The 15,546-nt window shown below is 60.2% G+C and carries 14 protein-coding genes; 4 read left to right on the forward strand and 10 right to left on the reverse strand.

Annotation, left to right across the window (positions count from 1 at the left end; genetic code table 11):
• Positions 1-56 precede the first annotated feature (56 nt).
• The 3 genes from H8B20_RS17955 to H8B20_RS17965 all read left to right on the forward strand — a co-directional run bounded on the left by H8B20_RS17955 (position 57) and on the right by H8B20_RS17965 (position 1,920).
• Positions 57-332, forward strand: coding sequence for a polyhydroxyalkanoic acid system family protein (locus H8B20_RS17955; protein ID WP_047299387.1), 276 nt, complete (start codon positions 57-59; stop codon positions 330-332).
• A gap of 249 nt (positions 333-581) precedes the next feature.
• Complete coding sequence (locus tag H8B20_RS17960) at positions 582-1,004, forward strand: phasin family protein (RefSeq protein ID WP_047299389.1); 423 nt, start codon at positions 582-584, stop codon at positions 1,002-1,004.
• Between the two features lie 10 nt (positions 1,005-1,014).
• Positions 1,015-1,920, forward strand: coding sequence for a phasin family protein (locus tag H8B20_RS17965; RefSeq protein WP_042557250.1), 906 nt, complete (start codon positions 1,015-1,017; stop codon positions 1,918-1,920).
• 122 nt (positions 1,921-2,042) lie between these two features.
• On the opposite strand, the gene H8B20_RS17970 is transcribed toward H8B20_RS17965, so the two are convergent.
• The 10 genes from H8B20_RS17970 to H8B20_RS18015 form a co-directional block, all read right to left on the reverse strand.
• Entirely contained in the window at positions 2,043-2,663 is a 621-nt protein-coding gene (locus tag H8B20_RS17970; protein WP_042557251.1) for a TetR/AcrR family transcriptional regulator, read from the reverse strand.
• Positions 2,664-2,693: 30 nt separating this feature from the next.
• Complete coding sequence (phaC, locus tag H8B20_RS17975) at positions 2,694-4,376, reverse strand: class II poly(R)-hydroxyalkanoic acid synthase (RefSeq protein WP_210624073.1); 1,683 nt, start codon at positions 4,374-4,376, stop codon at positions 2,694-2,696.
• A 138-nt stretch (positions 4,377-4,514) separates the two neighbouring features.
• The gene (phaZ, locus tag H8B20_RS17980) at positions 4,515-5,369 is read right to left on the reverse strand and encodes a poly(3-hydroxyalkanoate) depolymerase (protein WP_210624074.1); all 855 of its coding nucleotides are present in this window, start codon (positions 5,367-5,369) and stop codon (positions 4,515-4,517) included.
• Between the two features lie 94 nt (positions 5,370-5,463).
• Positions 5,464-7,143 (reverse strand): class II poly(R)-hydroxyalkanoic acid synthase, encoded by a 1,680-nt coding sequence (phaC, locus tag H8B20_RS17985; RefSeq protein WP_210624075.1) that lies wholly within the window; start codon positions 7,141-7,143, stop codon positions 5,464-5,466.
• 258 nt (positions 7,144-7,401) lie between these two features.
• Positions 7,402-7,773 carry a gamma-butyrobetaine hydroxylase family protein gene (locus H8B20_RS17990; protein ID WP_042557255.1) on the reverse strand — a complete coding sequence of 124 codons (372 nt, stop codon included), beginning with the start codon at positions 7,771-7,773 and terminating at the stop codon, positions 7,402-7,404.
• A 76-nt stretch (positions 7,774-7,849) separates the two neighbouring features.
• Positions 7,850-9,187 (reverse strand): ATP-dependent protease ATPase subunit HslU, encoded by a 1,338-nt coding sequence (gene hslU / locus H8B20_RS17995; protein WP_200613929.1) that lies wholly within the window; start codon positions 9,185-9,187, stop codon positions 7,850-7,852.
• Positions 9,188-9,235: 48 nt separating this feature from the next.
• A complete protein-coding gene (gene hslV / locus H8B20_RS18000; protein WP_003220875.1) occupies positions 9,236-9,772 on the reverse strand; it encodes an ATP-dependent protease subunit HslV in 537 nt (178 codons plus the stop codon).
• A 231-nt stretch (positions 9,773-10,003) separates the two neighbouring features.
• Positions 10,004-10,699 carry an SPOR domain-containing protein gene (locus H8B20_RS18005; RefSeq protein ID WP_042557257.1) on the reverse strand — a complete coding sequence of 232 codons (696 nt, stop codon included), beginning with the start codon at positions 10,697-10,699 and terminating at the stop codon, positions 10,004-10,006.
• A gap of 1 nt (position 10,700) precedes the next feature.
• Positions 10,701-12,437, reverse strand: coding sequence for an arginine--tRNA ligase (gene argS, locus H8B20_RS18010; protein ID WP_210624076.1), 1,737 nt, complete (start codon positions 12,435-12,437; stop codon positions 10,701-10,703).
• A gap of 238 nt (positions 12,438-12,675) precedes the next feature.
• Positions 12,676-14,895 carry a primosomal protein N' gene (locus H8B20_RS18015; protein WP_047299391.1) on the reverse strand — a complete coding sequence of 740 codons (2,220 nt, stop codon included), beginning with the start codon at positions 14,893-14,895 and terminating at the stop codon, positions 12,676-12,678.
• 389 nt (positions 14,896-15,284) lie between these two features.
• Here H8B20_RS18015 and rpmE point away from each other — a divergent pair, with 389 nt between their 5' ends.
• Positions 15,285-15,512, forward strand: a complete 228-nt coding sequence (rpmE, locus tag H8B20_RS18020; protein WP_016984589.1) for a 50S ribosomal protein L31 — start codon at positions 15,285-15,287, stop codon at positions 15,510-15,512.
• Positions 15,513-15,546: the final 34 nt, after the last annotated feature.

Below are 15,546 nucleotides of genomic sequence, written 5' to 3' on the forward strand. Positions count from 1 at the left end.
GGTCAAGATTTACCGACAAGCATTCGTAGCTGTATTCAAAAAGAAGGAGCCACCCAATGGCCAAAATCAGTGTTGAGCGTGCCCACAGCCTGGGTAAGGAAGCCGCCCGCGAGAAGGCCGACAAGCTGGCCAAAAAGCTTAATGAACAATACGGCCTGGAGCCGCAATGGTCGGGCGACGTATTGAATCTCAAGCGCTCGGGTGTGAAAGGCGCGGTGCATGTTGGTGATGAGTCGATCCGCGTCGACGTGGAACTGGGCCTGATGATGTCGGCCATGAGCGGCATGATCAAAGCCGAGATCGAGAAAGCTCTCGATAAAGCGCTGGTCTGATCGCGATTTTTCGATAAACCGAGATCTCCTGTGGGAGCGAGCCTGCTCGCGAAAGCAGTGTGTCAGTCGACTCAGCTATTGACTGATACGCCGTATTCGCGAGCAGGCTCGCTCCCACATTTGTTTTGGGGTGCCCCTGCTGTTTATGTCAGTTGTTAGGGTGCCGTTTCTAATTTTTCTACTTACTTTGTGCCTGAGCCCGACACTTTCGCGGGCAGTTCCTCAAACCTTCTGCGCGTGAGGTGCACCATGGCCAAAGTAATTTTGAAGAAAAAAATCGACGCTTCGACTTCTGCTCTGAGCGACGTCAAATCCTATGCCCGCAAGATCTGGCTGGCAGGCCTGGGTGCCTACGCCAAGGTTGGCCAAGAGGGCGGCGAGTACTTTCAAGAGTTGATCAAGGCTGGTCAAACTGTTGAAAAGAAAGGCAAAAAGGTCGTCACCGAAAAACTCGAAGCGGCCAATGCCGAAATCGACGAAGCCCGGGATGAAGTCAGTTCTTTCAAAGGTCGCGTCGAAGTTCAGCTCGACAAGGTCGAGAAGGCATTCGATACCCGTGTAGCAAGCGCCTTGAATCGTATCGGCATTCCGTCTAAACATGACGTTGAGACACTCTCTGCTAAGCTCGATGAGCTGACGGCATTGCTCGAACGCGTCGCGCGTAAATCTTAAGGAGAACGGGATGGCTGGTAAAAAGAACACCGATAAAGAAGGCAGCTCGTGGATTGGGAAAGTCGAAGACTACTCCCGCAAAATCTGGCTGGCTGGTTTAGGCGTGTACTCGAAGATCGACACTGACGGCAGCAAGCTCTTCGATACATTGGTCAAAGACGGCGAGAAAGCCGAGAAGCTCACCAAGTCTGCAGTCGGCAAAAAAGTCGATGCCGCCAAGGATTCTGCTTCTTCTGCCAAGTCGCGCATCAGCGGCGTGAAAGATCGCGCGCTGGGCAAGTGGGACGAGCTCGAAGGAGCTTTCGACAAGCGCCTGAACAGCGCGATTTCGCGCCTGGGCGTACCGAGCCGCAATGAGGTCAAGGCCCTGCACAGCAAGGTTGAAACCTTGACCAAGCAGATCGAAAAACTCACCGGCGAGAAGGCACGTCCTGTGGCGGCGAAAACCGCTGCGGCAAAACCGGCAGCTAAAACTGCAGCGGCCAAGCCAGCAGCCAAAACCGCGGCCAAGCCATTGGCCAAAGCGGCTGCCAAACCTGTGGCGAAAGCCAAGGCTGCGGTTAAATCCGTAGCGAAAACAGCGGCCGCCAAACCTGCTGCAAAAGCCGCGGCCAAACCGGTTGCTGCTGCCAAGACCGCTGCCAAGTCGGTTGCCAAACCTGCAGCAAAAGCAGCCGCCAAGCCAGCCGCGAAAACCGCTGCCGCCAAGCCCGCAGCCAAACCGGCTGCAGCGAAGAAGCCGGCAGTGAAAAAACCGGCCGCGCCGAAAGCCGCTGCGCCAAAACCGGCCGCTCCAGCAGCCAAGCCTGCGACCCCGGCAACCCCGGCCAGCGCGTCGAACTCCGCCGCTGCACCGACCCCGGCCGCAACCCCGACTGCTGCATCGACCCCGTCGACGCCAACCAGTCAGTCCTGATTTTTCAGGGCAAAACAAAACGCCCGGCCTGTGAAGGTCGGGCGTTTTTTATTTGAAATCCAATAGCCCCTCACCCTAGCCCTCTCTCAGAGGGAGAGGGCTGGGGTGAGGGGCTTTTGAAGTCAGTCATGATCTTCCAGATACTGCAAAGCCATCCGCTCCGTGGCCACCTTCACCGGCGGCAACAAATGCGGCGCCACCAGCATCATGATCTGGTACACGACCAAGCGAACCTCGCCTTCGCGATCCAAAATCCGCTGATAATCCAGCGAAAACAGCAACGTCATGGTGATCTGCTCCACCAGTTGCCCCAGCGCCTGGGTATCACTGACCAACTGCCCCGAAGCCTTCAACCGCGCCAGCAACGACGCCAGCGTGCGCTTCAACGCATTGAGCAGATGACGAATGCCCTTCGCCAGTTTCGGCAATCGCCCCGCCAGGTTCGACAGGTCCTGAAACAGGAACCGGTACTGCGCCAGCCGCTCGACGATCAAATGCAAAAACAGCCAGTAATCCTCCGGCGCCAGCTCCACGTCCGGCGGTGGATCCAGCAGCGGTGCCAGTTCATTCTGGAAGCGGTCGAACAGCCCAAGTATCAGCGGTTCCTTGCCGTGAAAGTGGTAGTAGAGGTTGCCGGGGCTGATCCCCATTTCGTTGGCAACTTCCATGGTGGAAACGTTCGGCTCGCCCTTTTCGTTGAACAATTGCAGAGCACATTCGAGAATCCGGTCGCGGGTTTTCATCCAGTCTTCTTAGAAAAGTTCGGTTAAGCGTCAGCGCACACGCACGTAAGTACCGGGTGCTGCCTCCATCGGTGGATAGTTCGGGTTACCGAGGGTCATCTGGGTTTCGTGCTGGGCGCCCGAGCGCTGCTGAATCCATTCCAGCCACTTCGGCCACCAACTGCCGTCGACGTGTTTGGCGTCGTAGTACCAGGCGCGTGGATCACTGCTCATCTTGCCGTTCTCGACATACGAGGCTTTCGGGTTGCTGGGCGGGTTGAGAATGCTCTGCACATGGCCGCTGTTGGACAGCACGAAACGGCGGTCGCCACCCAGTAACAGGGTCGAGCGATACACCGCATCCCATGGCGTGATGTGGTCGTTCATGCCGGCGACGCTGAAACTGTCGATCGTGACTTTCTGCAGGTCAATCGGCGTGCCGCACACTTCCAGCCCGCCCGGGTGGGTGAGCGGGTTGTGCTTGAAGAAATCCAGCAGGTCGCCGTGCAAGGCTGCCGGCAGACGGGTGTTGTCGTTGTTCCAGTAGAGAATGTCGAAGGCTGGCGGCTCCTTGCCCAACAGGTAATTGTTGACGAAGTAGCTCCAGATCAAATCATTCGGGCGCATCCAGGCGAATACCTTGGCCATGTCGCGACCATCCAGCACGCCTTTTTGATAGGAGCGACGCTTGGCGGCTTCGAGGGTCTGCTCATCGGCAAACAGCGTGGCCGGGGTTTCGATCTGGCTGTCGAGCAGGCTGACCAGGTAGGTGGCGCTGGAGATACGGCGCAATTGCCGCTTGGCCTGCAAATGACCTTGCAGTGCGGCGATGGTCAGGCCGCCGGCGCAGGCGCCCATCAGGTTGACCTCGCGGGCGCCGGTGATCGCCCGGCACACGTTCATCGCTTCTTCCACGGCCTCGACATACGTCGACAAGCCCCACTCGCGGTGGCGCACATCCGGGTTGCGCCAGCTGATCATGAAAGTCTGCAGGCCGTTCTTCAGGGCGTACTGCACAAAGCTGTTCTGCGGGCTGAGGTCGAAAATGTAGTACTTGTTGATTTGCGGCGGCACCACCAGCAGCGGCTTGGCGTACTGTTTTTCGCTCATCGGCTTGTACTGGATAAGCTCGAGCATCTCGTTGCGAAACACCACCGAGCCGGGTGTGGTGGCAACCGTTTTACCGACTTCGAAAGCCTGACGGGTCACCTGCCGTGGCAGGCCATCGTTGTGCAGCAGATCATCAAACAAATGACTGAGGCCGCGCACCAGACTGTTGCCGCCGGAGTTGAACAGCTCCTTGATCGCCAGCGGGTTGAGCAGGGTGTTGGACGGCGCCACGGCGTCGTTGAGCAGGGTGAAGGCGAAGTGGGCGCGGGCGCGGTCCTCCGGGTTCATGTTGCTGTCGTCGATCCAGCTCTTGACCTGCTTCTGCCAGGCCAGATACGCCTGCAGACTGCGTCGATAAAACGGATTGAGGCTCCACGCCGGATCGGCAAAACGGCTGTCCTGCGGATTAGTGGGATGCAGGGTCTCGCCGAGCAACACGCGACCGAGTTGGCCGCCCAGTTTCAGGGCGTGCCTGGCGCTGTGGACCGGGTTGCGCAGACCATGGGCGGCGACGCTGCGCAGCGTCGAGATCAGATCCCGACCGCGCAAACCGGTGATCGCACTTTGTGCGTTGATGAACACGGCCGGACTTGGCACTACGCCCGTCGCTGGTTTGTCGCGCATGACTCAACACTCCTTCGTCTTCAGGCCAAAAACAAACTCACCGAACCAGAACACCATAGACGCTGTTATGGATTGCTGCCTGCGCGGCGTCCTGCTGCGCACTCTGTGTAAAGCCCTGCATAAAGCCTGCCGCAGCGATCAGCCGCCCAATGGTGACGGGTGCGGGTGCATCACCGCTCGCTGACGTTCCTCCTGGAGGAATTTCATGATGATCGGTGCCACAGCTTCGGCACGGGTAATCAGGAACAGATGGCCGTCATCGATGATGTGCAACTGGGCGTTGGGAATTCGCCAGGCGAGCATGCGCATATTGACCAACGGGATCAGTGGATCGTCGTCGCCGGCCAGCACCAGCGTCGGTTGATGGATCTTGTGCAGCCAGTGAATGCTGGTCCAGCCAAGGCCGGCGAACAGTTGCCAGTAGTAACCGAGCTTGCCCGCCGAGCGCACTTTCGCGGCATGGCTGGCCGCCAGCGTTGGGTCGCGGCGAAACGAGCCGCCGTAGATCATCGGCGCGATGCGGATCACATGCGACGGCTGGATGTAGCGCCTGGGGCTGGCCATCATCCACAGCACTTTCGGTTTGCCCGGCACCATCACGGCACCTGCAGCGGTCGCCGCGAGCACCAGTTTCTTGCAGCGCTCGGGGTAGTCGTAGGCGAATTGCTGCGCGAGCGCGCCGCCCCACGACACGCCGATCACATTGACCTGACCGTAGTCGAGGTAATCGAGCATCCGCGACGTCAGTTTGGCCAGGCCAGGAAAACGGTATGGCCGATTGGGCGTCGAGGAGCCGCCGACACCGGGCACGTCGAAGGCGATCACTTCCAGATCCGGGTCCAGCGCCGCGACAAATGGAAACACCAGCTCCAGGTTGGCGCCGATGCCGTTGAAAATCAGCAAGGGCGTCAAGTGAGGCTTGCCGGGGCGTACCGCCGTGCGGAGGGTCTGGCCATCCAGCTCGACGGTACGGAATATGAACGGTTGCGGCATGCGTCAGGCCCTTCGGGTTAGAGTGGAGCAGCTACAAGCCGCAAGCTTCAAGCAGAACTTGCTCAGCTTGCGGCTTGTAGCCTGTGGCTTGCCGCTATCTTTCATGTACGTAAGTGCCCGGCGATGTTTCGCCCGCCGGGTAAGCCTTGTTGCCCAGTTTGGTCGGGGCCTTTTTCAGGTTGCCCGCCCGCTCGGCCTGCCACGCCTGCCAATGCAGCCACCAGGAATCCGTGTGCTTGGTCGAGTTCTCTTGCCAGTCTTCGGCATTCGCGGCCATCTCTTCGCCGGTCATGTATCGGGACTTCGGGTTGCCCGGCGGGTTCAGAATGCTTTGGATGTGGCCGCTGCTCGACAACACGAACTCCACTTTCCCACCAAACAATTGCGCCGACTTGTAGCAAGACTTCCACGGGGTGATGTGGTCATTGGTGCCGGCCAGCGAATAGATATCGGCGGTGACCTGCTTGAGGTCGATCGGTGTGCCGCACACTTCCAGTGCATTGGCACGAATCAGTGGATTGTTTTTGAACATCTCGATCAGGTCGCCGTGGAACGCTGCCGGCAACCGTGTGGTGTCGTTGTTCCAGAACAGGATGTCGAACACCGGCGGCTCGTTGCCGAGCAGGTAGTTATTGACCCAGTAGTTCCAGATCAGGTCGTTGGGGCGCATCCACGCGAAGACCTTGGCCATGTCTTTGCCCTCAAGCACCCCGGCCTGATACGAGTGGCGCTTGGCGGTCTCCAGGGTCTGTTCGTCGACGAACAGGGCGACGTCGCTGTCCAGCGTGGTGTCGAGCACGCTGACCAGCAGGGTCAGGGCATTGACCTTGTTCTGGCCGAGCGCCGCATAGTGGCCGAGCAGGGCGGTGCAGGTGATGCCGCCGGAGCAGGCGCCGAGCATGTTGATGTCTTTGCTGCCGGTGATCGCGGTGACCACGTCGACCGCCTCTTTCAGCGCATCGATGTACGTCGACAGGCCCCACTCGCGCTGCGCCTTGGTCGGGTTACGCCAGCTGACAATGAAAGTCTGCACGTTGTTGCGCAGGCAGAAGCGCGCCAGGCTCTTGTCCGGGCTCAGGTCGAATACGTAAAACTTGTTGATCTGTGGCGGCACCACCAATAGTGGGCGCTCGTGGACTTGCTCGGTGATCGGCCGGTACTGGATCAGCTCCAGCACATCGTTGCGAAACACCACGGCGCCTTCAGTCACGCCCAGGCTTTTGCCGACCTCGAACGCGCCCATGTTGACCTGGCTCGGCATGCCGCCGTTGTGCACCAGATCCTTGGCCAGATGGGAGAGGCCGTCGAGCAGGCTTTTGCCACCGGTTTCGAAGAAGCGTTTGACCGCTGCAGGGTTGGCTGCGGTGTTGGTCGGGGCCATGGCCTCGGTCATCAGGTTGATGACGAAGTGGCCACGCGCGATGTCTTTGGGCGACAGGCTGCTGTCGTCGATCCAGGCATGGAGTTCCTTGCGCCACGCCAGATAGGTTTGCAGATAACGTTTGTAGAGCGGGTTCTGGCTCCACGCAGGATCAGCGAAGCGGCGGTCATCGCCTGCCGGTTGCAGTTCGGATTTGCCAAACAGCACGTTTTTCAGTTCGAGGCCGAAATGGGTGACGTGCCTGACGCTATGGATCGGTTGTTTGATGGCCTGTTTGAGCACCATACGAGCAGAGGCCAGCAGATCCTTTCCGCGCAGCCCAACGACGGGATTAAGCCCCAAGGTGTTTTCCGAGGCTTGATACTTCAGGTCATCGTTATTCTTGTTACTCATCTACGACGCTCCATTGTCCTGAGACGAGTACCCGGCTATCTGCTGTGCAGTTCCACAGCGATTGCCAGGTACTACTGCTCGGGTGACCGTTAATTCTGCATAGCTGCTTTACAGTCGTAGAGCACTGCAGGGAACTTGCCAGCTCCATTGGTTACCCGAGTTTAATTTTTTTCGCAAGCGGGCCGATCCTCGACGCCACAGCGGAGCATTCAAACAGATGAAGTTAGAAAATGCCCTCTAAAGAGCAGGACCCTCGGACTAGAGCATCAGCTTGACGATTGACTCGTCCGGATCACGGGTTTTACCAGCGGCTTTGAGCTCGGCCAGATAATCGGCCCAGAGTGCGTCATGACGTCGCCCCAGCTCATAGAGATATTCCCAAGTGAACAAGCCACTGTCGTGGCCGTCATCGAAGGTCAGTTTCAGTGCGTAGTGACCGGCCGGTTCCAGCTTGCTCAGACCGACGTTGAGCTTGCCGAATTGCAGGATCGGTTTGCCGTGGCCCTGGACCTCGGCGGAGGGAGAATGCACACGCAGAAATTCCGCGGGCAGGGTGAACTCCTCGCCGGACGCGTAGGTGAGCGTCAGGGTTTTCGAGGCTTTGTGAAGTTTGATGTCGCTAGGAATCATAGGAAAAGCCTTCAGCTGCGAGCTACAAGCGGCAAGCTTAACTCAGCTTGCCGCTCGCGGCTTGTAGCTTGCAGCTCTACAGAATGTAGCGGGACAGATCTTCGTTCTGCGCCAATTCGCCGAGGTGGCTGTTGACGTATTCAGCGTCGATCAGGATCACCTTGTCATCGTGACTGCTGGCCAGATCGCCGGCGCTGAACGACACCTCTTCCAGCAGGCGCTCGAGCAGCGTGTGCAGACGACGAGCACCGATGTTCTCGGTCTTCTCGTTAACCTGCCAGGCGATCTCGGCGATGCGCTTGATGCCTTCGGGCTGGAACTCGATGTTCAGGCCTTCGGTTTTCAGCAGCGCGCAATATTGCTCGGTGAGCGAGGCATGCGGTTCGCTGAGGATGCGTTCGAAGTCTTCCGGGCTCAGGGCCTTGAGTTCGACGCGGATCGGCAGGCGGCCTTGCAGCTCCGGTACCAGATCGCTCGGCTTGCTCAGGTGGAATGCGCCAGACGCGATGAACAGGATGTGGTCAGTCTTGACCATGCCCAGTTTGGTGTTGACGGTGCAGCCTTCAATCAGTGGCAGCAGGTCGCGCTGCACACCCTCGCGGGACACGTCGACGCCGCCGGAATTACCGCGCTTGGCCACTTTGTCGATCTCGTCGATGAACACGATACCGTGCTGCTCGACCGCTTCGAGGGCCTTGGCCTTCAACTCTTCTTCGTTGACCAGTCGCCCGGCTTCTTCGTCGCGCACCAGTTTCAACGCTTCTTTGACCTTGAGCTTGCGCGACTTCTTCTTGCCCTTGCCCATGTTGGCAAACAGGCTTTGCAACTGGTTGGTCATCTCTTCCATGCCCGGCGGCGTGGCGATCTCGATGCCGGCCACTTCGGCGACTTCGATCTCGATTTCCTTGTCGTCCAGCTGACCTTCGCGCAGACGCTTGCGGAACAGCTGACGCGTGTTGGAATCCTGACTCGTCGACTCATCGCTGTTCAAGCCCATGCGGGCCGGCGGCAGCAGTGCGTCGAGGATGCGATCTTCGGCGGCGTCCTCGGCGCGATGGCGAACGCGGGACATTTCCTGTTCGCGCAGCATCTTGATCGCAGCATCGGCCAGATCACGGATGATCGACTCGACGTCACGGCCGACATAGCCGACTTCGGTGAACTTGGTCGCTTCGACCTTGATGAACGGCGCGTTGGCCAGTTTCGCCAGACGACGGGCGATCTCGGTTTTACCGACACCGGTCGGGCCGATCATCAGGATGTTCTTCGGGGTCACTTCAACGCGCAGCTCTTCAGGCAGCTGCATGCGGCGCCAGCGGTTGCGCAGGGCAATCGCGACGGCGCGCTTGGCATCGTCCTGGCCGATGATGTGGCGGTTGAGTTCGTGGACGATTTCGCGGGGAGTCATGGACATAATTTTTGGCGGTCCTCAAGCAGAAAAAAGCCGTGGCACGGGGCCGAGTCAGGCTTCTTCAGCGAGATCCTGCTCCTCAATGGTCTGAGTGTGGTTGGTGAATACACAGATGTCGGCGGCGATACCAAGTGCGGTTTCGACGATTTCGCGAGCCGACAGGTCGGTCTTTTTCAGCAGCGCGCTGGCCGCAGCCTGGGCGTAACCGCCACCGGAGCCCATGGCGATCAGGCCGTTTTCCGGTTCGACCACGTCACCGTTGCCGGTGATGATCAGGGATGCATCCTTGTTGGCGACCGCGAGCATGGCTTCGAGGCGGCTGAGGGAACGGTCGGTGCGCCATTCTTTGGCGAGTTCGACAGCGGCGCGGATCAGGTGGCCCTGATGTTTCTCGAGCTGGCCTTCGAAGCGTTCAAACAAGGTGAAGGCGTCGGCGGTGGCACCGGCAAAGCCCGCGATGACCTGGCCGTGGTACAGGCGACGAACTTTCTTTGCGTTGCCTTTCATCACGGTGTTGCCGAGAGAAACCTGGCCGTCGCCGCCCATGACGACTTTGCCGTGGCGGCGGACTGAAACGATGGTGGTCAAGGGAAGAGTCTCCACGCAGCGGGGCGAAAATGCCTATGCCCATTCATATGGGGGTGGCGCGGAGGATTTCAACTGCGGGGCGGGAGAGGGGACGAGGGGTGGTGTGCCTGTTGCAGGCTTTAGTGTTTGTCGGTGCGCCTTCGCGAGCAGGCTCGCTCCCACAGGATTTACCCTGGTCCTGTGGGAGCGAGCCTGCTCGCGAAGAACGATGACGCGGTGCTACTGGCGAAATCAGCGGCTCTGGCGTTGTTGTAACAACAGGTTGCTGAAGCCGCTGCCGGCCAGTTGTTTCTGTGCCGTGGTCAGCTGCTCACGGTTGCTGAACGGGCCGACCAGTACGCGATACCAGGTTTCATCCTTCACCGTACCCGACTCAACCGCCACCGCCTGGCCGAGCAAAATGATCTGCGCCCGAACCTTGTCCGCATCCGCCTCTTTGCGGAACGAACCGGCCTGGAGGAAGAATTTGGTCACCGGCGCTGCTTTCACCGGAGGTGCCGGCGGCGGGGTAATGCCTGCCAATGCGGCCTGAGCCCGCGCAGTGTCGATTTTTGCTGCTTCCGCCGGGGTGACCGGTGTTGTCGGCACTTGCGGCGTCGGCAGGGTTTTCTCCGGTACGGCGTCCGGCGGCACGATCACTTCCGATTCCGGCAGCAGGGTGTAGAAGTCGTACTTCGGCTTCACCGGTTGCGTCGGGCTCGGCGGGGTCTTGTTGGCTTCGGCGATTTTCGCTTTCTGCTGTTGCTCGACCTTCTCGCGCTTGACCGTGTCGCTGCCTTTGCCAGGCTCCAGCTTCATCAGGAACACGATGAACGCACCGACCGTCAGGCCGATGGCCATCCACAGCCAACCTGGGATCGGCTGCTTCGCAGGCGCCTGGTAACGGCTGGCGCCACGTTTGGGTGCAGGTTTTTTCTTGGCAGCCAACTTACATACGCTCCAGAGTTTCCAGACCCAACAGCTCCAGGCCTTGCTTGAGGGTGCGACCGGTCAACGCGGCCAGACGCAGACGGCTCTGCATCTGGGCCGGGGTTTCGGCGGTGAGGATCGGGCAGTTCTCGTAGAAGCTCGAGAACAGGCCGGCGACGTCGTACAGGTAGGTGCAAAGAATGTGTGGCGTGCCTTTATCGGACACGTTGTTCAGCACTTCGCCGAACTGCGCCAGCTTGGCTGCGAGCTCATGTTCGTGTGCCGCTTCGAGGACGATCTGGCCGTCGACTTCGCTGAAGTCCTTGCCCAGTTTGCGGAATACACCGGCCACACGGGTGTAGGCGTACAGCAGATACGGCGCGGTGTTGCCTTCGAAGTTGAGCATCAAATCGAAGTTGAAGCTGTAGTCGCTGGTGCGGTGTTTGGACAGGTCGGCGTATTTCACCGCACCGATGCCGACGACCTTGGCGATGTTGCGCAGCTCGTCTTCGGCAAGCTCCGGGTTCTTCTCCTTCACCAGGTTGTAGGCGCGGTCCTGAGCTTCGGTCAGCAGATCGATCAACTTCACGGTGCCGCCGTCGCGGGTCTTGAACGGACGGCCATCGGCGCCGTTCATGGTGCCGAAGCCCATGTGCTCCATTTCCATCGGATGGGTCACGAAGCCGGCCTTGCGTGCCACGGCAAACACTTGCTGGAAGTGCAGCGCCTGACGTTGATCGACGAAGTACAGCGCGCGGTCGGCTTTCAGTTTGCCGCTGCGATAGCGCACGGCTGCCAGGTCAGTGGTGGCGTACAGGTAGCCGCCGTCAGCCTTGACGATGATCACCGGCAGCGGGTCGCCGTCGGCGTTCTTGAACTCGTCGAGGAACACGCACTGGGCGCCGTTGCTCTCGACCAGCATGCCGGCCGCTTTCAGGTCGTTGACCACATTGATCAGGTCGTCGTTGTAGGCGCTTTCGCCCATCACGTCGGCCATGGTCAGTTTGACGTTGAGCAGTTCGTAGATCTTCTGGCAGTGCGACAGCGAGATGTCCTTGAACTTGGTCCACAGCGCCAGGCACTCGGCGTCGCCGGCCTGCAACTTGACCACCAGGCCACGGGCGCGGTCGGCGAATTCGGCGGACTCGTCGAAACGCTGCTTGGCGGCGCGGTAGAAGTTTTCCAGGTCCGACAGTTCGTCGCTGGTGATCGGGTTCTCTTGCAGATAGGCCATCAGCATGCCGAACTGGGTGCCCCAGTCGCCAACGTGGTTCTGACGGATCACTTCGTCGCCGAGGAATTCAAGTACGCGCGCCACGCCATCGCCAATGATGGTCGAACGCAAGTGGCCGACGTGCATCTCTTTGGCCAGGTTCGGCGCAGACAGGTCGACCACGGTGCGCTGCGCAGGACCTGCCTTGCTCACGCCGACGTGGGCGTCGGCCAGGGCAGCGTCGAGTCGCGAAGCCAGCGCCTGAGTGTTCTGGAAGAAGTTGATGAAGCCCGGGCCGGCGATTTCGGCCTTGGTGACGTTCTCGTCGGCCGGCAACGCAGCGATGATTTTTTCCGCCAGATCGCGCGGCTTCATGCCTGCAGGCTTGGCCAGCATCATGGCGATGTTGCTGGCGAAGTCGCCGTGAGTCTTGTCACGCGCGTTCTCCACCTGAATCGCCGGCGTCAGGCCTTCAGGCAACACACCTTCGTTGACGAGTTGGGTGAGGGCTTGTTGGATCAGCTGGCGAATGGTGTCTTTCATGGTCTTCTCTTTCGACCGCAAGCGCGGCGGCGCATCGATGCGCGGGTGGAAAAACTGGGCATTATCCGTTGCGAAGACGGGCTTGCCAACCTTAGCAGGCAGCTTATGGATATGTGGTGACAAATAGACCGCTTTCGCGAGCAGGCTCGCTCCACATTGGATCTGCGGCGTTCATACATTATGTGTCTGGCATCAATCCCTTGTAGGAGCGAGCCTGCTCGCGAAGGCGATCTTCAGGTCAATACAAATCGACCGGATCGACATCTAAAGACCAACGCACCGCCCGCCCGCTCGGCATCTGCTCCAGGACCAGCAACCAACTGGCCAGCAGCCGATGCAGCGGTGCCCGCGCTGTCGCCTGCAGCAGCAACTGCGCGCGATAACGCCCGGCACGCCGCTCCATCGGTGCCGGCACCGGCCCAAGCAGTTCAATCCCGTTCAGCCCCTGCTCGACCAGTAAACGCTCCGCCTCGCTGCACGCCTCATCGAGAAAACCTTCGGCCTGCCCCGGCTTGTGCGCTTCGGCACGCAGCAGCGCCAAATGCGCGAACGGCGGCAGGCCGGCGGCGCGGCGCTCGCTCAAGGCCTGTTCGGCAAAGGCGAAATAGCCCTGTTCGGTCAGTTGCACCAATAAAGGATGGTCGGCGAGGTGGGTCTGAATGATCACCTTGCCAGGCTCTTCCGCCCGGCCGGCCCGTCCGGCGACCTGCACGATCAGCTGCGCCATGCGCTCGCTGGCGCGGAAGTCGCCGGAGAACAAACCACCGTCGGCATCGAGAATCGACACCAGCGTCACCCGCGGGAAATGGTGCCCCTTGGCCAACATCTGCGTGCCGACCAGAATGCAGGGCTGGCCCTTCTGGATCGTCGCGAACAGCTGATTCATCGCGTCCTTGCGCGACGTGCTGTCGCGGTCGACCCGCAGCACCGGGTAATCCGGAAACAGAATCGCCAGGCGTTCCTCTGCACGCTCGGTACCGGCGCCGACCGGGCGCAGATCGACCTTGTTGCACTTCGGGCATTGGCGCGGCGTGCGCTCGACGTAGCCGCAATGGTGGCAGCGCAATTCGCCGTGGCGCTGGTGCACCGTCATCCGCGCATCGCAGCGTGAACATTCGGACATCCAGCCGCAATCGTGACAAAGCAGCGTTGGTGCAAAACCGCGACGGTTGAGGAATACCAGTACCTGTTGCCCATTTGCCAGGGTCTGGCCAATGGCTTGCTGCATCGGCCCGGAAATCCCGCTGTCCAGTGGGCGGCTTTTCACATCCAGGCGCAGGAAGCGCGGTTGCTTGGCACCGCCGGCGCGTTCGTTCAGGCGTAGCAGGCCATAACGGCCGGTGTAGGCGTTGTGCAAGCTTTCCAGCGAAGGCGTGGCGGAACCGAGGACAATCGGGATGTTTTCCTGCCGCGCGCGCACCAGCGCCAGATCACGGGCGTGGTAGCGCAAGCCTTCCTGCTGCTTATAGGAGCCGTCGTGCTCTTCGTCGATGATGATCAGCCCCGGATTCTTCATCGGGGTGAACAGCGCCGAGCGGGTGCCGATAATAATGTCGGCCTCGCCGTCGCGGGCGGCGAGCCAGGCTTCGAGGCGCTCGCGATCATTGACGGCCGAGTGGATCAGGGCGATCCGCGCGTTGAAACGTTGTTCGAAGCGCGCCAGCGTCTGCGGACCGAGGTTGATCTCCGGGATCAGCACCAGCGCCTGTTTGCCGGCCTCGAGGGTTTCGCGGATGAGTTGCAAATAGACTTCGGTCTTGCCGCTGCCCGTGACGCCGGCCAAGAGAAACGCGTGATAACTGTCGAAGCCTGCGCGAATCGCCTCATACGCGGCGCGCTGCTCGGGGTTGAGCGGCAGCTCCGGTTGCGCCAGCCAATGTTCATGGCGTGCGCCGGGTGCATGGCGGCGGATCTCGACTTGCACCAGATTTTTCGCCAGCAGCAGATCGAGGCTGTCCTTGCTCAGCATCAGTTTGCTCAGCAACTGATGGGCGACGCCGTGAGGGTGTTGGGCCAGCGTGGTCAACGCTTCACGCTGACGCGGCGCCCGGGCGATGCGCGGATCATCGACGCTGGCGCCCGGCATTACCGACCAGAAGCGCTCCTGTCGGGCTTCGGCCAGTTCACCCTGACGCAATAGCACCGGCAGCGCCCAGCTCAAGGTGTCGCCGAGGCTGTGCTGATAATACTGGGATGTCCAAAGGCACAGCTTGAACAGCGCTGGCGGCAGTGGCGGGGTGGCGTCGAGCAGAGCCAGTGCCGGCTTGAGTTTCTCCACCGGCACTTCGCTGGTGTCGGTCACCTCCACCAGAATCCCGATCATCTCGCGTCGGCCAAACGGCACCCGCAGGCGCATGCCCGGTTGCAACTGCGCGCGCAGTACGCCGGCCGGCGCCCGATAGTCGAACAGGCGGCGCAAAGGCGAAGGCAGGGCGAGGCGCAGAATGGCGTCGGGCACGCGGGGGGATCTCGATCAGCAGACGATTAAAAGGACGGGGTACATAACCTGTGGGAGCGAGCCTGCTCGCGAAAGCGGTGTGTCAGGCGACGAAAATGCTGGCTGATAGATCGTCTTCGCGAGCAGGCTCGCTCCCACAGGGACAGGGCAATGGGTCGGGAGCCTAGCAGACGGTCGGTTCTGTGTCCTCCATCAGGAAAGCGTTCAATGCTGACGAGCGGTAACGCAGCATGATGTCAACAGCCGCCGTCAGCATTGAACAGCTTTTCTGATGGAGGGCACCCGGGACAGCTTGCGTGATTGCAAAGGTCTGGTAGAATCCGCGGCCTAATTACGTGCGGTATTCAACAATAGTGTTGGATGGCGGCACGCTAGCTGAGGAAGACACCATGAAAGCTGATATCCACCCGAATTACCCAGTCATCGCTGTTACCTGCAGCTGTGGCAACAAGTTTGAAACCCGTTCGACCTTCGGCAAAGCTCTGCCAATCGACGTGTGCAACGAATGCCACCCGTTCTACACCGGTAAGCAAAAGACTCTGGACACTGGCGGCCGCGTTCAGCGCTTCGCAGACCGTTTCGGTGCTTTCGGCAAGAAACCTGCTGCTGCAGAGTAAGGTTGAAGAGCCCGGTGGGCTTTTCCTCGCTGCT

The organism is Pseudomonas sp. P42 (assembly GCF_017973755.1).
GTDB lineage: Bacteria > Pseudomonadota > Gammaproteobacteria > Pseudomonadales > Pseudomonadaceae > Aquipseudomonas > Aquipseudomonas iridis.

Coding starts and splice junctions, on each gene's coding strand:
- H8B20_RS17955 (WP_047299387.1), top strand. CDS start 57: ATGGCCAAAATCAGTGTTGAGCGTGCCCACAGCCTGGGTAAGGAAGCC.
- H8B20_RS17960 (WP_047299389.1), top strand. CDS start 582: ATGGCCAAAGTAATTTTGAAGAAAAAAATCGACGCTTCGACTTCTGCT.
- H8B20_RS17965 (WP_042557250.1), top strand. CDS start 1,015: ATGGCTGGTAAAAAGAACACCGATAAAGAAGGCAGCTCGTGGATTGGG.
- H8B20_RS17970 (WP_042557251.1), bottom strand. CDS start 2,663: ATGAAAACCCGCGACCGGATTCTCGAATGTGCTCTGCAATTGTTCAAC.
- phaC (WP_210624073.1), bottom strand. CDS start 4,376: ATGCGCGACAAACCAGCGACGGGCGTAGTGCCAAGTCCGGCCGTGTTC.
- phaZ (WP_210624074.1), bottom strand. CDS start 5,369: ATGCCGCAACCGTTCATATTCCGTACCGTCGAGCTGGATGGCCAGACC.
- phaC (WP_210624075.1), bottom strand. CDS start 7,143: ATGAGTAACAAGAATAACGATGACCTGAAGTATCAAGCCTCGGAAAAC.
- H8B20_RS17990 (WP_042557255.1), bottom strand. CDS start 7,773: ATGATTCCTAGCGACATCAAACTTCACAAAGCCTCGAAAACCCTGACG.
- hslU (WP_200613929.1), bottom strand. CDS start 9,187: ATGTCCATGACTCCCCGCGAAATCGTCCACGAACTCAACCGCCACATC.
- argS (WP_210624076.1), bottom strand. CDS start 12,437: ATGAAAGACACCATTCGCCAGCTGATCCAACAAGCCCTCACCCAACTC.
- rpmE (WP_016984589.1), top strand. CDS start 15,285: ATGAAAGCTGATATCCACCCGAATTACCCAGTCATCGCTGTTACCTGC.